The 13,043-nt window shown below is 64.7% G+C and carries 12 protein-coding genes; 4 read left to right on the top strand and 8 right to left on the bottom strand.

The window, feature by feature from the left end; genetic code table 11:
- Positions 1-32 precede the first annotated feature (32 nt).
- Complete coding sequence (locus tag BUA26_RS02860; RefSeq protein ID WP_072757700.1) at positions 33-278, bottom strand: DUF1653 domain-containing protein; 246 nt, start codon at positions 276-278, stop codon at positions 33-35.
- Positions 279-383: 105 nt separating this feature from the next.
- Here BUA26_RS02860 and pmbA point away from each other — a divergent pair, with 105 nt between their 5' ends.
- From pmbA to BUA26_RS02845, 3 genes are all read left to right on the top strand, one after another.
- Positions 384-1,766 (top strand): metalloprotease PmbA, encoded by a 1,383-nt coding sequence (gene pmbA / locus BUA26_RS02855; RefSeq protein ID WP_072757698.1) that lies wholly within the window; start codon positions 384-386, stop codon positions 1,764-1,766.
- Between the two features lie 138 nt (positions 1,767-1,904).
- Positions 1,905-2,303 carry a DUF4870 domain-containing protein gene (locus BUA26_RS02850; protein ID WP_072757695.1) on the top strand — a complete coding sequence of 133 codons (399 nt, stop codon included), beginning with the start codon at positions 1,905-1,907 and terminating at the stop codon, positions 2,301-2,303.
- Between the two features lie 147 nt (positions 2,304-2,450).
- Positions 2,451-2,813, top strand: coding sequence for a DUF805 domain-containing protein (locus BUA26_RS02845; RefSeq protein WP_072757693.1), 363 nt, complete (start codon positions 2,451-2,453; stop codon positions 2,811-2,813).
- 57 nt (positions 2,814-2,870) lie between these two features.
- Here BUA26_RS02845 and BUA26_RS02840 read toward each other — a convergent pair whose 3' ends face one another.
- The 6 genes from BUA26_RS02840 to BUA26_RS02815 all read right to left on the bottom strand — a co-directional run bounded on the left by BUA26_RS02840 (position 2,871) and on the right by BUA26_RS02815 (position 8,786).
- Positions 2,871-3,770 carry a polyprenyl synthetase family protein gene (locus BUA26_RS02840; RefSeq protein WP_072757691.1) on the bottom strand — a complete coding sequence of 300 codons (900 nt, stop codon included), beginning with the start codon at positions 3,768-3,770 and terminating at the stop codon, positions 2,871-2,873.
- A complete protein-coding gene (locus tag BUA26_RS02835) occupies positions 3,754-4,011 on the bottom strand; it encodes an exodeoxyribonuclease VII small subunit (protein WP_072757688.1) in 258 nt (85 codons plus the stop codon). Before BUA26_RS02835 ends, BUA26_RS02840 begins: the two co-directional genes overlap by 17 nt.
- A gap of 187 nt (positions 4,012-4,198) precedes the next feature.
- Positions 4,199-5,500 (bottom strand): tRNA lysidine(34) synthetase TilS, encoded by a 1,302-nt coding sequence (gene tilS / locus BUA26_RS02830; RefSeq protein ID WP_072757686.1) that lies wholly within the window; start codon positions 5,498-5,500, stop codon positions 4,199-4,201.
- A gap of 10 nt (positions 5,501-5,510) precedes the next feature.
- Positions 5,511-6,251, bottom strand: coding sequence for an NYN domain-containing protein (locus tag BUA26_RS02825; RefSeq protein ID WP_072757684.1), 741 nt, complete (start codon positions 6,249-6,251; stop codon positions 5,511-5,513).
- Between the two features lie 169 nt (positions 6,252-6,420).
- Positions 6,421-7,623, bottom strand: a complete 1,203-nt coding sequence (locus BUA26_RS02820) for an NHL repeat-containing protein (RefSeq protein WP_143154158.1) — start codon at positions 7,621-7,623, stop codon at positions 6,421-6,423.
- Between the two features lie 206 nt (positions 7,624-7,829).
- On the bottom strand, positions 7,830-8,786 hold the full coding sequence (locus BUA26_RS02815; protein WP_072757680.1) for an acetyl-CoA carboxylase carboxyltransferase subunit alpha: 957 nt from the start codon (positions 8,784-8,786) through the stop codon (positions 7,830-7,832).
- A gap of 158 nt (positions 8,787-8,944) precedes the next feature.
- On the opposite strand from BUA26_RS02815, the gene BUA26_RS02810 reads away from it, so the two are divergent.
- Positions 8,945-9,325: a YajD family HNH nuclease gene (locus BUA26_RS02810; protein ID WP_072757678.1), complete on the top strand. Its 381-nt coding sequence runs from the start codon at positions 8,945-8,947 to the stop codon at positions 9,323-9,325.
- Positions 9,326-9,429: 104 nt separating this feature from the next.
- Here BUA26_RS02810 and dnaE read toward each other — a convergent pair whose 3' ends face one another.
- Positions 9,430-13,002 (bottom strand): DNA polymerase III subunit alpha, encoded by a 3,573-nt coding sequence (gene dnaE / locus BUA26_RS02805; protein WP_072759967.1) that lies wholly within the window; start codon positions 13,000-13,002, stop codon positions 9,430-9,432.
- Positions 13,003-13,043: the final 41 nt, after the last annotated feature.

Raw genomic sequence — 13,043 nt, 5'->3', positions numbered from 1 at the left:
CCAGTTGTAGTGCGTGGGTCAGCGGTGCGTGATCAGCTGCTATGCGTATCGTCGTCGCTGGTTGTTTCAACCTGCTCCAGCGCGAAGCGGGCGATCGGCTCACCGTCCAGCTCGATGGTTTCGCTGAACATCGCGGCCGGGCGCACCCACAGGCCGTGATCGCCGTAGAGCGCCTGATAGACCACCAGCGGCTCCAGCGTTTCGCTGTGATGCGCGGTACCCAGCACGCGGTAGCGCTGACCCTTGTAGTGACGATAGATGCCGGCGGTGGGTTGCATGGGCGTTCTCCGCAGCTCTTTTCATTTCGTCGCCGTGACCCCATTTTTAAGGTCAGCGGTCGCGAACCGCTTATTCTACCCGCCTAAATCCCAGGAAAGCCCAACGTGAGCGAAGTTGCCACCAGCCAGGACCGCAGCCAGACGGATCGAAGTGAGGCCGAACTTGACCGGCTGGCCGAACTGGCCGAGGACGTGATCCGCCGCGCCCGCACCGCCGGCGCCAGCCAGGCCGAGGTGGCAGCCAGCATCGACACAGGGCTGAGCGTCAATGTGAGGCTGGGCGAGGTGGAGACGGTCGAGCACACGCGCGACCGCGGCTTCAGCCTCACCGTGTACTTCGGCCAGCGCAAAGGTTCGGCCAGTACGGCCGATCTGCATCCGGACTCGATCCAGGCCACGCTGGACCAGGCTTGTGCGATCGCACGTTTTACCGAGGCCGATCCGGCCGCGGGCCTGGCCGACGCTTCGCGCATGGCAACGTCATTCCCCGACCTCGACCTGTGGCATCCGTGGGATATCGACACCACGCGCGCGATCGAGCTGGGCATCGAGATCGAGGATGCCGGCCGCGCGCATGCCGGCATCAGCAACTCCGACGGCGCCAGCGTGCAGGCCGGGCAGGGCGTGTCGGTGTACGCGAACTCGCACGGCTTCGTCGGGCGCGAGCGCGGCACGCGGCATTCGCTGTCGCTGGCCTTGATCGCCGGCGACGAGGACGGCATGCAGCGCGATTACTGGTATGACAGCGTACGGGCCGCCGGTGATTTCATGAGTGCGAAGGCGCTTGGCGACAAGGCCGCCGAGCGCACGCTGGCGCGGATGGGCGCGCGCAGCCTGTCGACGCGGCAGTGCCCGGTGCTGTTCGTGCCGGAACTGGCGCGCGGGCTGGTCGGGCATCTGCTGGGTGCGGTCAGCGGCGGCGCGTTGTATCGCCGGGCCAGCTTCCTGCTCGATCACATCGGCAAGCCGGTGATGCCCTCGTGGCTGAATATCAACGAGCGGCCGCAGCTTTTGCGTGGGCAGGGCTCGGGCAGTTTCGATGCCGAAGGTGTGGCGACCCGCGACAGTGCGTTGATCGAAGGCGGCGTGCTGGCGCGCTACGTGCTTGGCAGCTATTCGGCGCGCAAGCTGGGGCTGGAATCGACCGGCAATGCCGGCGGCATCCACAACCTGATCGTCGATCCGGGCAGCGCGAACCACGCGCAGGACGATTTCGCCGGCTTGCTGCGGCGCATGGGCACCGGCCTGCTGGTGACCGAGGTGATGGGGCAGGGCGTGTCCACCATCACCGGCGATTATTCGCGTGGTGCGTCCGGGTTCTGGGTCGAGAACGGGCAGATCGCGTATCCGGTGGAAGGCATCACTATCGCGGCGAATCTGCGCGAGATGTTCGCCGGGATCGTTGCCGTGGGTACCGACGTCGATCAGCGTTCGCACATTCTCAGCGGCTCGATTCTGCTGGAGCGGATGACGGTGGCCGGCGAATAGCCAACTGCAGGTTTTTCATAGGTCGCAAGTTCACTCGGCAAAGGGGGCCAAGCTTGTTAGCATCCACGCAACCGGCGCGGCCGGCCAGCTGTCAATAGACACGTTGTCCACGCAAGTTCCGACTTCAAGGAGATACGCATGAGCGTTCCACCCGAGTCTGTCACTCCGCCTCCGCCAAGCGACCCGGTGACCGTGGGTCCATCCGCTGAAGAGCGTCAATGGGCGACGTTTGCGCACTTGTCGGCATTGGCCGGCCTGGTCATGCCGTTCGGCAGCATCATCGGCCCGCTGGTGATCTGGCTGATCAAGAAAGACACCATGCCGTTCGTCAACGACCAGGGTAAAGAGGCGCTGAACTTCAACATCACCGTAGCCATTGCCGCGATCGTGTGTGGGCTGCTGTGCATCGTGCTGATCGGATTCCTGCTGTTGCCGGTATTGGTGATCCTCTGGCTGGTGTTCGTGATCGTCGGCACGATCAAAGCCAACGAGGGGACTCTGTATCGCTACCCGTTCGCGCTGCGACTGATCAATTGAAGCAGGTTCAGTGCCGCCGATGCGCCTGGCGGCACGCGGCATATTTCCCATAGACTCGCGCTGTCTCCCATCGGTGTGAGTGGGCGGCGAGACGGGGCGTCCTGTTCGCAGGGACAAGCGTGAATCTATCGAAAGGGGAGTCGATCCATGGGTTTCTTTGACTGGTATCTGAAGTGCATCAAGGGCCACTACGCGGATTTCGAGGGGCGCGCCCGTCGTACCGAGTACTGGATGTTCTTTCTGGTCAACCTGATCATTTCGATCGTAGTGGGACTGATCGGCAGGGCGATCCATTTTCACATGCTGGGGTCGCTTTACGGCTTGGCAATGTTCGTACCAGGCCTTGCGGTGGGCGTGCGCCGTCTGCACGACACCGGTCGCAGCGGATGGTGGTGGTTGGTTGCGTTGATCCCGTTGATCGGCTGGATCTGGATCATCGTGCTGTTTGCCATCGCTGGCGACCAGGGTTCCAACCAATACGGTGCCGACCCGAAGGAAGGTGTGGCTTGATCAGTCTGATCCGGGAAGCATTTCCGGTTTGAACGAGGGCGGCACAAGCCGCCCTTTTCAATGCACGCGATACGCCGTGTAGCGCGCCAGCTCGGCCAGCAGCGAGGCACGTTCGCCGAAGACTGCGATCGCGGCCAGCGCGGACTCGGTCAGTTCTGCCAGCCGCGCGCGTGAGGCGTCGAGGCCGATGATCGAGGGGAAGGTGGGTTTGTCGGCGGCGGCATCCTTGCCGGCGGTCTTGCCGATCACCGCCGATTCGCCTTCCACGTCGAGGATGTCGTCGCGTACCTGAAACGCCAGGCCGACGGCATGGGCGTACCGGTCGAGCGCGTCCAGCGAGCCGGCATCGGCGCCGGCCATCAGCGCACCGAGTTGTACCGAGGCGCGGATCAGCGCGCCGGTCTTGCAGGCGTGCATGTGTTCCAGTTCGGTGAGTGTCAGCGGTTGGCCGACCGCGGCGAGGTCGAGTGCCTGGCCGCCGGCCATGCCCTCGGCGCCGCAGGCGCGGCCGAGCACGCGCAGCATCGCCATGCCGGTGTTCGCGTCGATTCGGTGCGTCGTGTCATCGGCCAGCAGTTCGAACGCCAGTGCCTGCAGCGCGTCGCCGGCGAGGATCGCCATCGCTTCGCCGAACACGACATGACAGGTCGGGCGGCCGCGGCGCAGCGCGTCGTCGTCCATCGCCGGCAGGTCGTCGTGCACCAGCGAGTAGGCGTGGATCAGCTCCACCGCACAGGCCGCCGCGTCGAGTTGCGGGCCATCTTCGCCGAGCGCATGCGCGCTGGCGTACACCAGCAGCGGACGCAGCCGCTTGCCGCCGCCAAGCACGGCGTAGCGCATCGCGCGATGGAGTTCCGCGGGGGATTGTTCGGCCGGCGGCAGGCTGCGGCTCAGTGCCTGTTCGGCACGGACGATCAGCGACTGCAGTTCACGGCCCAGCTTATAGTTCGGGTTCAAACGGTTCAGCGCTGTCGGGGGCATCGGGATCAAGCAGCAGGCGCACGCGCAGTTCGGCTTGCTGCAGAGACTGCTGGCAATGGCGGAACAGGCCGATGCCACGTTCGAACGAGGCCAGCGATTCGTCCAGGCTCAGTTCGCCGCCTTCCATCCGCGCGACCAGTTGCTCCAGCTCATCCAGGGAGTGCTCGAAGTCGACGCTGGGCGGGGTTTTGACAGATGAGGGTGCGGTCTTGGCCATGGCCCGCAACGCTAACGCAGCAGCCGTCCGGAATCAATCTGAAAACAGATCGATCAAAGTGGACGCGATCCGGGAAACCACGGTCATGTACGAAATTGCGAACCCGCTCGGCACATTCGCCTCCTCTCCCGCCAGCGGGAGAGGATTGAGGAGAGGGAACGCTCCCCGTGCCGCCTGTCGAAGCAGATCAGCGTGCCGGCTGCCAGTGTGGCCGGGCACCGGCTTGCTGGAAAATCGCCGCGCCGCGTGCGCTGAGCCAGCGGTCGGCCACCGCGACCAGCTCGTCGCCGACATACAGCAGCGGACAGGCCGCGCGCCGCCACGGCGGCACCAACCCCTGCTGGAAGAGGTCGCGCAGCTCGCGTGTATGCGCATCGCCAGCGGGCTTGATGCGCTCGCCGCCGCGACGCAGACGCAAGCTCAGCGGTTCGGCGAGGCGGCCGCTGGCATCGGTCAGCGACAACTTGCCGCCGTCGGGTAGCGCTACCGGTTCGCCGTGCCAGGACAACTCCCAGTCGGTGTCGACGACGACTTCGGGCGGCAATGCCCACAGCCGATCCTTCCAGATATGCAATTCGGCACCGGCCCAGCGAATGCACGGCAACTGGCCAGCCCGTGCGCCGCACTGGCGCTCGATCTGCCGCCGCTGCGCGGTGGTGGGTGCCGGCAGGCCGCGGGCATGCAGCCAGTGATCGAGCAGCGGCTCGCGCAGCGCGGGATTCAGCACGAGCCAGCCGTCGGCGTGCAGACTGCAGTTGGCCGGATCGTGCAGTACATCGAACGCGGCCAGCCATTGCACCCGCAGCGCATCGGCGGCGGCACGGCTGAGCGCGGCGCTATGCACGATTGAATCGACCGCCTGCGGCCAGTGCCGCGTCAACCGTGGCAGGATTTCGCGGCGCAGCTGGTTGCGCGCCATGCGGGTGTCGCTGTTGGAGGGGTCGTCGATGCAATCCAGCCGATGCGTCGCCACGTAGTCACGCAACCGCTGACGCGGCAGCGCCAGCAAAGGCCGCCACAACCGGCCGCGACCGAACGGGCGAAGCTCACGCATGCCGCCCAGCCCCTCCGGCCCGGCGCCGCGCAGCAGTTTCAGCAATACGGTCTCGGCTTGATCGTCACGATGATGGGCGAGTAGCAGCCACTCGCCGTCGCGCAATTGCGTGGCGAGTGCGTCATAGCGCGCGCGGCGCGCAGCCGCTTCCAGTCCTTCGCCTCTGCTGCTGTCGAGCTGCACGCGGAGTACTTCGCACGGCAGCCCCAGCGTGGCGCAGAAGCGTCGGCAGTGCTCGGCCCATGCCGCGCTGTGGGCGTGCAGGCCATGATCGACATGCAGCGCGCGCAGCCCGCGCGCGCGCGCCTCGGGCAGTTGTGCCAGCGCATGCAGCAGCGCGGTGGAATCCGGGCCGCCACTGAACGCGACACTCAGCGGTGCCGACGGGGCAGCCGCCAGGGCGGCAAGCAGATGCTGGAGCAACGGATCGCTCATTTCGAATCGCTCATTTCTTTGGGACGCGGGGCCGCACGTAAAGATGCTTGCCGTTGCCGATCTGGCGTTCCTCGGTATCGAACAAGCCGATACCCTTGATCAGCCCGCTGAGCTTGCCGTAGCCGTAGTTGCGCGAGTCGAAGTCGGGCGACTGCTTGTTGACGATGCTGCCGATGGCGCCCAGCCCGGCCCAGCCGGTGTCGTCCGAAGCAGCCTCGATCGCGCCGCGCAGCAGGTTGAGCAGATGCGTGTCGCTGCGCAGCTCCTTGGCCGAGCGCTGCTTCGGTGCGGCTTCGGCGGTGGCCGTGGTCGAACCGGCGAGTACTTCGGTGTAGATGAATTTGTCGCAGGCGGTACGGAACGGCTCGGGCGTCTTTTTCTCGCCGAAGCCGTAGACGATACGGCCGGATTCGCGGATGCGCGAGGCGAGCCGGGTAAAGTCACTGTCGCTGGAGACGATGCAGAAGCCGTCGAAGCGCTCGGCGTAGAGCAGGTCCATCGCGTCGATGATCATCGCCGAGTCGGTGGCGTTCTTGCCGACGGTGTAGCGGAACTGCTGGATCGGCTGGATCGAATGGCGCAGCAGCACTTCCTTCCAGCCGTTGAGGTCGGGCTTGGTCCAGTCGCCGTAGATGCGCTTGACGTGCGCGGTGCCGTATTTGGCAATCTCCGCAAGCAGGCCCTCGACGATCGCCGGCCGTGCATTGTCGGCGTCGATCAATACGGCGAGCTTGGTGGTGTCGTGGGCCATGGCGGAACTCCCGCAGCAGCAAGTGATGGCATGGATGGTAGCGCCTTGCTGCGTCGACGATGCACACGCGCATTGCAGGCGTCAGCCACGGGAAGGATAGGGTCAATGAAAGCGAAGCCCCGGCCATGGGCCGGGGCTTGACTGTCGATGATCGGAATCACACCGGGTTTCAGTGAGTGTTTGTATCACCGTCGAAGCCATAAGGTGGCGTGATGCCGGTAAAGTCGCCTATCACCTTGGCGTCGTAAGGTCCGTTGAGCTGGTTGAAACCAGCACCGGACAAGTTGAGGGCACCTTGCTGGAACACGATCTTCCCGTTCGGCGTGACCTCGATGACACGTTGATTGAATTGATCGCTGATCAGCGTATCGCCATTGCGCAATCGCAATGCCCGCGTTGGCAGCGGCGTGGTGTTGCTGCCCGGGTCGGTGTTAGTGAAGTATTGCCAGACGACATGGTCGTTGCCGTCGACTTCGACGATGCGGCTGTTGTTGGAGTCGGTGATCAGCGTATCGCCGTTGTCCAGCCGGCTGGCGAAGGCGGCGCCGCTCACGGTCCCCATGGCGGTGAATTGCTTGACGATCTGCAGGTTGGGGTTGATCTCGATGACCCGATCGTTGCTTTCATCCGCAATCAGGATGTGGCCGTTTTTCAGCACTTCCGCGCTGTTCGGATTGCTGAGCTGGTTCGGGCCGTTGCCGGCCACGCCGGTCATGCCGTATTGCCAGACGATCTTGTGTGCCAGATTGACCAGGATGATGCGTTGATTGCCCTGGTCGGTGATCAGCACATGCGCACCGGGATGATGCGGAAAGCCGGTCAGGAACAGGGAATGCACCGGGGTATTCAGTTCGTTCGGACCCGACCCCGTGATACCTCCCTTGCCGTACTGCCAAATGATGTCACCGTTGCGGCCAACGATCAGCACGCGGTTGTCGGGGCAGCCGTTGACCGGATCAGCGCAGCCTGGAAGGGCCGGATCGCTGGGGGGGATGCCGGTGCCCGCGATCAGCGTGAACACGCCGAAACGTTCGGCGTCGTTCACGCCCACGATGCTTTTGGGCCCCGGCAGGTCGGAGCCGTTGCCGAAATGCCACAGCACACGGTGAGTGTCGCGGTCGATTTCGATGACGCGGTTGTTGAACTGATCGGCAATGAGGATATTGCGGTGCCCCTCCACACCGGCGAACGCGGCTGGGGAGAGGGTAATGCCACCGATCGCGGCGGCAATGGCGAGCGCGATCAACAGGTGTTTCGGCATCGTCGTTCGTGGTGAAAAGTGCGTCATGGGGAGCCCTCCACTCGGGTCAAAGCCGTGGCAAGCAGGCCCAAAGGCTCCCCCTGGCGATCCGCGCGGCGACATGCTCGACATGACACATGCCTGACGGGAATCTTTCGCGCGTTCGCTATGGCCCTTGGGGGATCACCGTTGTTACGCAACGGATGGCGAACGTCTAGACCCGACGCTGTAAGCGGCGGTGTGCTTCGCGTTAAAACCGTGCTATCGAATCGCTCTGGTATCGAAGGGGTTCACCTTGGACGTACCCGGACCCGCAATTCAGGAGACTGCCCCCGGACTTATTCCTGATACGCGCCGTAGCTGCGAAGGCGCTTGTAGCGCTGGGCGAGCAGGTCGGGCAACGGCATTGCTTCCAGCTCGTCGAGCTGGTTCAGCAGCACCGCTTTCAGGCGTATCGCCATCGAGCGCGGATTGCGATGGGCGCCACCGAGCGGTTCGCGTACCAGCTTGTCGATCAGGCCCAGTTCCAGCAGGCGCGGCGCGGTCATGCCGAGCGCTTCCGCGGCGTCTTTCACCTTGTCCGGGCTCTTCCACAGGATCGAGGCGCAGCCTTCCGGCGAGATTACCGAATAGGTCGAGTACTGCAGCATCAAGGTGCGGTCGCCGACGCCGATCGCCAGTGCGCCGCCGGAACCGCCTTCACCGATCACGGTGCATACGATCGGCACCTTCAGTTCGGCCATTTCCATCAGGTTGCGCGCGATCGCCTCGCTCTGGCCGCGCTCCTCGGCGCCGACGCCAGGGTAGGCTCCGGGCGTGTCGATCAGAGTCAGCAGTGGCAGGCCGAAGCGCTCGGCCATCTTCATCAGGCGCAGCGCCTTGCGGTAACCCTCAGGGCGCGGCATGCCGAAGTTGCGGCGCACCTTGGTCTTTGTGTCGCGGCCCTTCTGGTGGCCGACGATCATCACCGGTCGGCCGTTGATGCGGCCGATGCCGCCCACGATGGCGGCGTCGTCCGCATACATGCGGTCGCCGGCCAGTTCGTGGAATTCCTCGCAGATCACGCCGATGTAGTCGAGCGTGTATGGCCGGGCCGGATGGCGCGACAGCTGGGTGGTCTGCCAGGAGTTGAGGTTGCGGAAGATGTCGGCGGTCTTGATCTTCAGCTTCTCGCGCAGACGGCCGACTTCCTCGTCGATGTTGAACGCCTGGCCACTGCTGGCATGGCGAAGTTCTTCGATCTTCGCTTCCAGTTCGGCGATCGGTTGTTCGAAATCGAGGAAGTTTGGGTTCATTCGTTGCATTTCGTGGCACAGAGCGGCTCAGTATACCGTCCCCCGGGAAAACGCGAGAACGCCGCCGTATGGCTGTGACGGGTTCGACAGATGCCCGCCATGCCACGCCCGATTGCGTTATCGTCCACCCATTCCGTATTGCATGAACCCGTCCGACCATGCCGATCAAGCCGCCCATCGACAACGCCAAGCTCGACCGCATCGTGGCCGAGGCGCGCCGCAACGCTGAACAGCGCGAACTGGGCTATCGCGAGCGCGCGCTGAAGATGTATCCGTGGGTATGCGGCCGCTGCGCGCGCGAGTTCACCCGCGCGAACCTGCAGGAACTGACCGTGCATCACCGCAACCACGATCACGACTTCAATCCGCCCGATGGCAGCAATTGGGAGCTGCTGTGCGTGTACTGCCACGACAACGAGCACTCGCGTCATATCGACCACGTGCGCGGTGGTGTGATGGAAGTCGAGGATGCGCCGCCGGCTACCGGCAATCCCTTTGCTGACCTGAAGGCGATGCTGGAGCGCAGAGGCAAATCGTAGATGCATTGTGGGAGCGGCTTCAGCCGCGATGCCTTTGCTGTAGCCCGGCTACAAGATCGAAAAGCATCGCGGCTGAAGCCGCCCCCACAAGTTATGTAACTAGCTCAATCCTGCTGCTTGACGATGCGCAGACGGGTCGCCTGCACGCCGGGCAGCGCGCGCACGGCGCGCAGCAGGTCGGGGACGGCGTCTACGCGCCATGCTTCGCCCAGTTCGATGTCGGCTTGGGCGTTGCGGTTGCGGTAGCCGTGCAGCATCACGCTGGCGCGGCCGCCACGGTAGCCGGCCAGCACATGTTGCAGCTGGGCGATGAAGTCGGGGCCGACGCCGTTCAATTTCAGCTGCAGCAGTCGCGCATGCCTGCGGCAGGCGTCGGCCAGTGAACAGGCACTGCGTGCGCGCAGCTGGAAGCCGCCGCCAGAGAAGTCGTCGATGCGCAAGCCGCCGTCGACGATCAGCATCTGATCGCGGGTGAGCAGTGGCGCGACCTGCTGATAAAGCTCGCCGAAGAAACTCACCTCGATGATGCCGCTGCCGTCTTCCAGCCGCACGAACGCATCGCTGTCGCCGCGTTTTCGCACGGCAGTGACCATGCCGGCGACGGTCCAGGGCGTGTCCGGCCCGCGGCGGAAACGATTGTTGTCGCCGTCATCGTTCTTGCGCGGCTTCGGCGGCTGGTAGCGGTCGCCAATCTCGCCCAGCGGGCAGGTGGACAGCTGGGCCAGCTCGTCCTTCCACGGATCGGTCGGATGGCCGGACAGATAATGCCCCAGCGTGTCGCGCTCGCCTTGCAGCTTCTGCTCCAGCGGCCATTCCGGCACGGTCGGCAGGTTGATGTGCACGACCGGCGTCAGGGCGTCCGTCGCCGCACCGAACATGTCGTTCTGGCCGGATTGCTTGTCGCGCAGATGCTGCTCGGCGGCCTTGATCGCGTCGGGCAGCTGCAGCATCAGGCTGGCGCGGTTTGGCGCCAGCGCATCCAGCGCGCCGGAAAGAATCAGTGCCTCCAGCACGCGGCGGTTGAGCTTGGTCGGATCGACCCGGCGGCAGAAGTCGGCCAGGTCGGTGTAGCGGCCATGGCTGCGTTCGGCGGCGATCGCCTCGCACGCACCCTGGCCGACACCTTTGATCGCACCGAGTCCGTACTGGATCGTGTGAGCGCCTTGGCGCGAGGCACCGGATAAAGCGTCCGGTTCGACCGCGACGAACATGTATTCCGACGCGTTGACATCCGGCGGCTGCACGGTGATGCCGAGCGCGCGCGATTCGTCCAGGAAGGTCACCGCCTTGTCGGTGTTGTCCATGTCCGACGAAATCGTCGCGGCCATGAACTCGGCGGGGTAATGCGCTTTCAGCCAGGCGGTCTGGTAGGAGACCAGCGCATACGCGGCGGCATGTGACTTGTTGAAGCCGTAGCCGGCGAATTTTTCCATCAAGTCGAAGATGGTATCGGCCTTGTCGCCGGCCAGGCCGTCCTTCGCGGCGCCTTCGCGGAACTTGGCGCGCTCCTTCGCCATCTTCTCGACGTCTTTCTTGCCCATCGCACGGCGCAGCAGATCAGCGCCGCCGAGCGAGTAGCCGCCGACGATCTGCGCCATCTGCATCACCTGCTCCTGGTAGACCATGATGCCGTAGGTCTCTTGCAGGATCGGCTCGACGCGCGGGTCGGGATATTCCACATCCTCGCGGCCGTGCTTGCGCGCGATGAAGCTGGGAATCAGGTCCATCGGGCCGGGACGATACAGCGCCACCAGCGCGATGATGTCCTCGAAGCGGTCGGGCTTGGCGTCCTTCAGCATGCGCTGCATGCCAGAGGATTCGAGCTGGAACACGGCGACGGTCTGCGCCTTCTTCAGCAGCCCGTATGGCTTGGGATCGTCCAGCGGCAGTTGCGCGATATCCAGCGGCGCTTCGCCGGTTCTCGCGCGACGCGCATTGATCGCTTTCACTGCCCAGTCGATGATGGTCAGCGTGCGCAGGCCGAGAAAGTCGAACTTGACCAGGCCGACCGCTTCCACGTCGTCCTTGTCGTACTGGGTCACCACGCCGCCGCCGCCTGCTTCGCAGTACAGCGGCGCGAAGTCGGTCAGCGGGGTCGGCGCGATCACCACGCCGCCGGCGTGCTTGCCGGCGTTGCGGGTGAGGTTTTCCAGTTTCAGTGCCAGGTCGATCAGTGCGCGGGCGTCTTCGTCGTGTTCGTATGCCTCGCAGAATTCCTTGACGACGCGGTCGGTCTCCTTCTTCGATTTCTCCGATCGGCCGAGCGCGTCCGACAAAGTGAGATCGAGCGGCCGCGGCGGGATCAGCTTGGCCAGCTTGTCGACCTGGCTATATCCCATGCTGAGCACGCGGCCGGAGTCGCGCAGCACCGCCTTGGCCGCCATCGAGCCGTAGGTGATGATCTGGCTGACGCGGTCGCGGCCGTACTTGCGCGACACGTAGTCGATCACCTCGTCGCGGCGGTCCATGCAGAAGTCGATGTCGAAGTCGGGCATCGACACGCGTTCCGGATTGAGGAAGCGTTCGAACAGCAGGTTGAACTGCAATGGGTCGAGATCGGTGATCTTCAGCGCCCAGGCCACCAGCGAGCCGGCGCCCGAGCCACGACCGGGGCCGACCGGAATGCCGTTGTCCTTGCCCCAGCGGATGAAGTCCGAGACGATCAGGAAGTAGCCGGGGAAGCCCATCTTGATGATGACGTCGAGCTCGCGTTCCAGCCGCGCCTCGTAATCGGCCAGCGTATAGCCGGCGGCGAGCGGCGCCAGGGCGAGGCGCTCCTTCAAGCCGTGCCGCGACAGTTCACGGATGTAGCTGTCGAGGTCGTAGCCTTCGGGTACCGGAAAATCGGGCAGGTAGTACTTGCCGAACTCCAGTTCCAGCGTGCAGCGCCTGGCCAGCTCGACCGTGTTTTCCAGTGCTTCGGGAAGGTCGGCAAACAGCGCGGCCATCTCGTCGGGCGTTTTCAGGTATTGCTGATCGCTGTAGTCGCGCGGACGTTTCGGATCGGCCAGCACGCGGCCCTGGTTGATGCACACGCGTGCCTCGTGCGCGCCGTAGTCGTCCTGCGTCAGGAAGCGCACGTCGTTGCTGGCGAGTACCGGCAGGCCGAGTTCGGCGGCGAGGGCCAGCGCGAGGGTATTCCAGTTCTCCTCGCCGTCGCGGCCGCAGCGGGTCAGCTCCAGATACAGCCGTTCGGGGAACAGCCGGGCCAAAGGGCGCAGCTTCGCCAGCGCTGCCTCGATACCCTGGTTGACCGCGATGCGGCCGACCTCGCTGTCGCGCCCCAGCAGGGCGATCAGGCCGCCGCTGGCGTCGGCACTCAGCCAGCCGGCTTCGACCAAGGCGCGGCCACCGTGCTGCCCTTCCTGCCATGCCCGTGAAACCAGCCGCGACAGATTGAGATAGCCCGCGCGGTTCTGGCACAGCAAGGTGAGCCGCCACGGGCGCGGGTCGTCCGGCGCACTGATCCACAGGTCGCAACCGCCGATCGGCTTGATACCGGCCGCGTTGCATGCCTTGTAGAACTTCACCAGTGCGAACATGTTGCATTCGTCGGTCAACGCCACCGCCGGGATACCGTCGCGCACGCAGGCCGCGACCAGCGCCTTGATGCGGATAGTCGAATCGACCAGCGAATATTCGCTGTGCAGGTGCAGGTGGGTATAGCGGACGGTCATGCAGATTTGCGCGGTGAGTCCATGCAGGCTAACCGGCGCTC

The organism is Rhodanobacter sp. OK091, from assembly GCF_900142825.1.
In the GTDB taxonomy this organism is placed as follows: Bacteria; Pseudomonadota; Gammaproteobacteria; order Xanthomonadales; family Rhodanobacteraceae; genus Rhodanobacter.
Note: the sequence above shows the minus strand (reverse complement) of the source record. Positions and strands in the feature narration are given on the sequence as shown.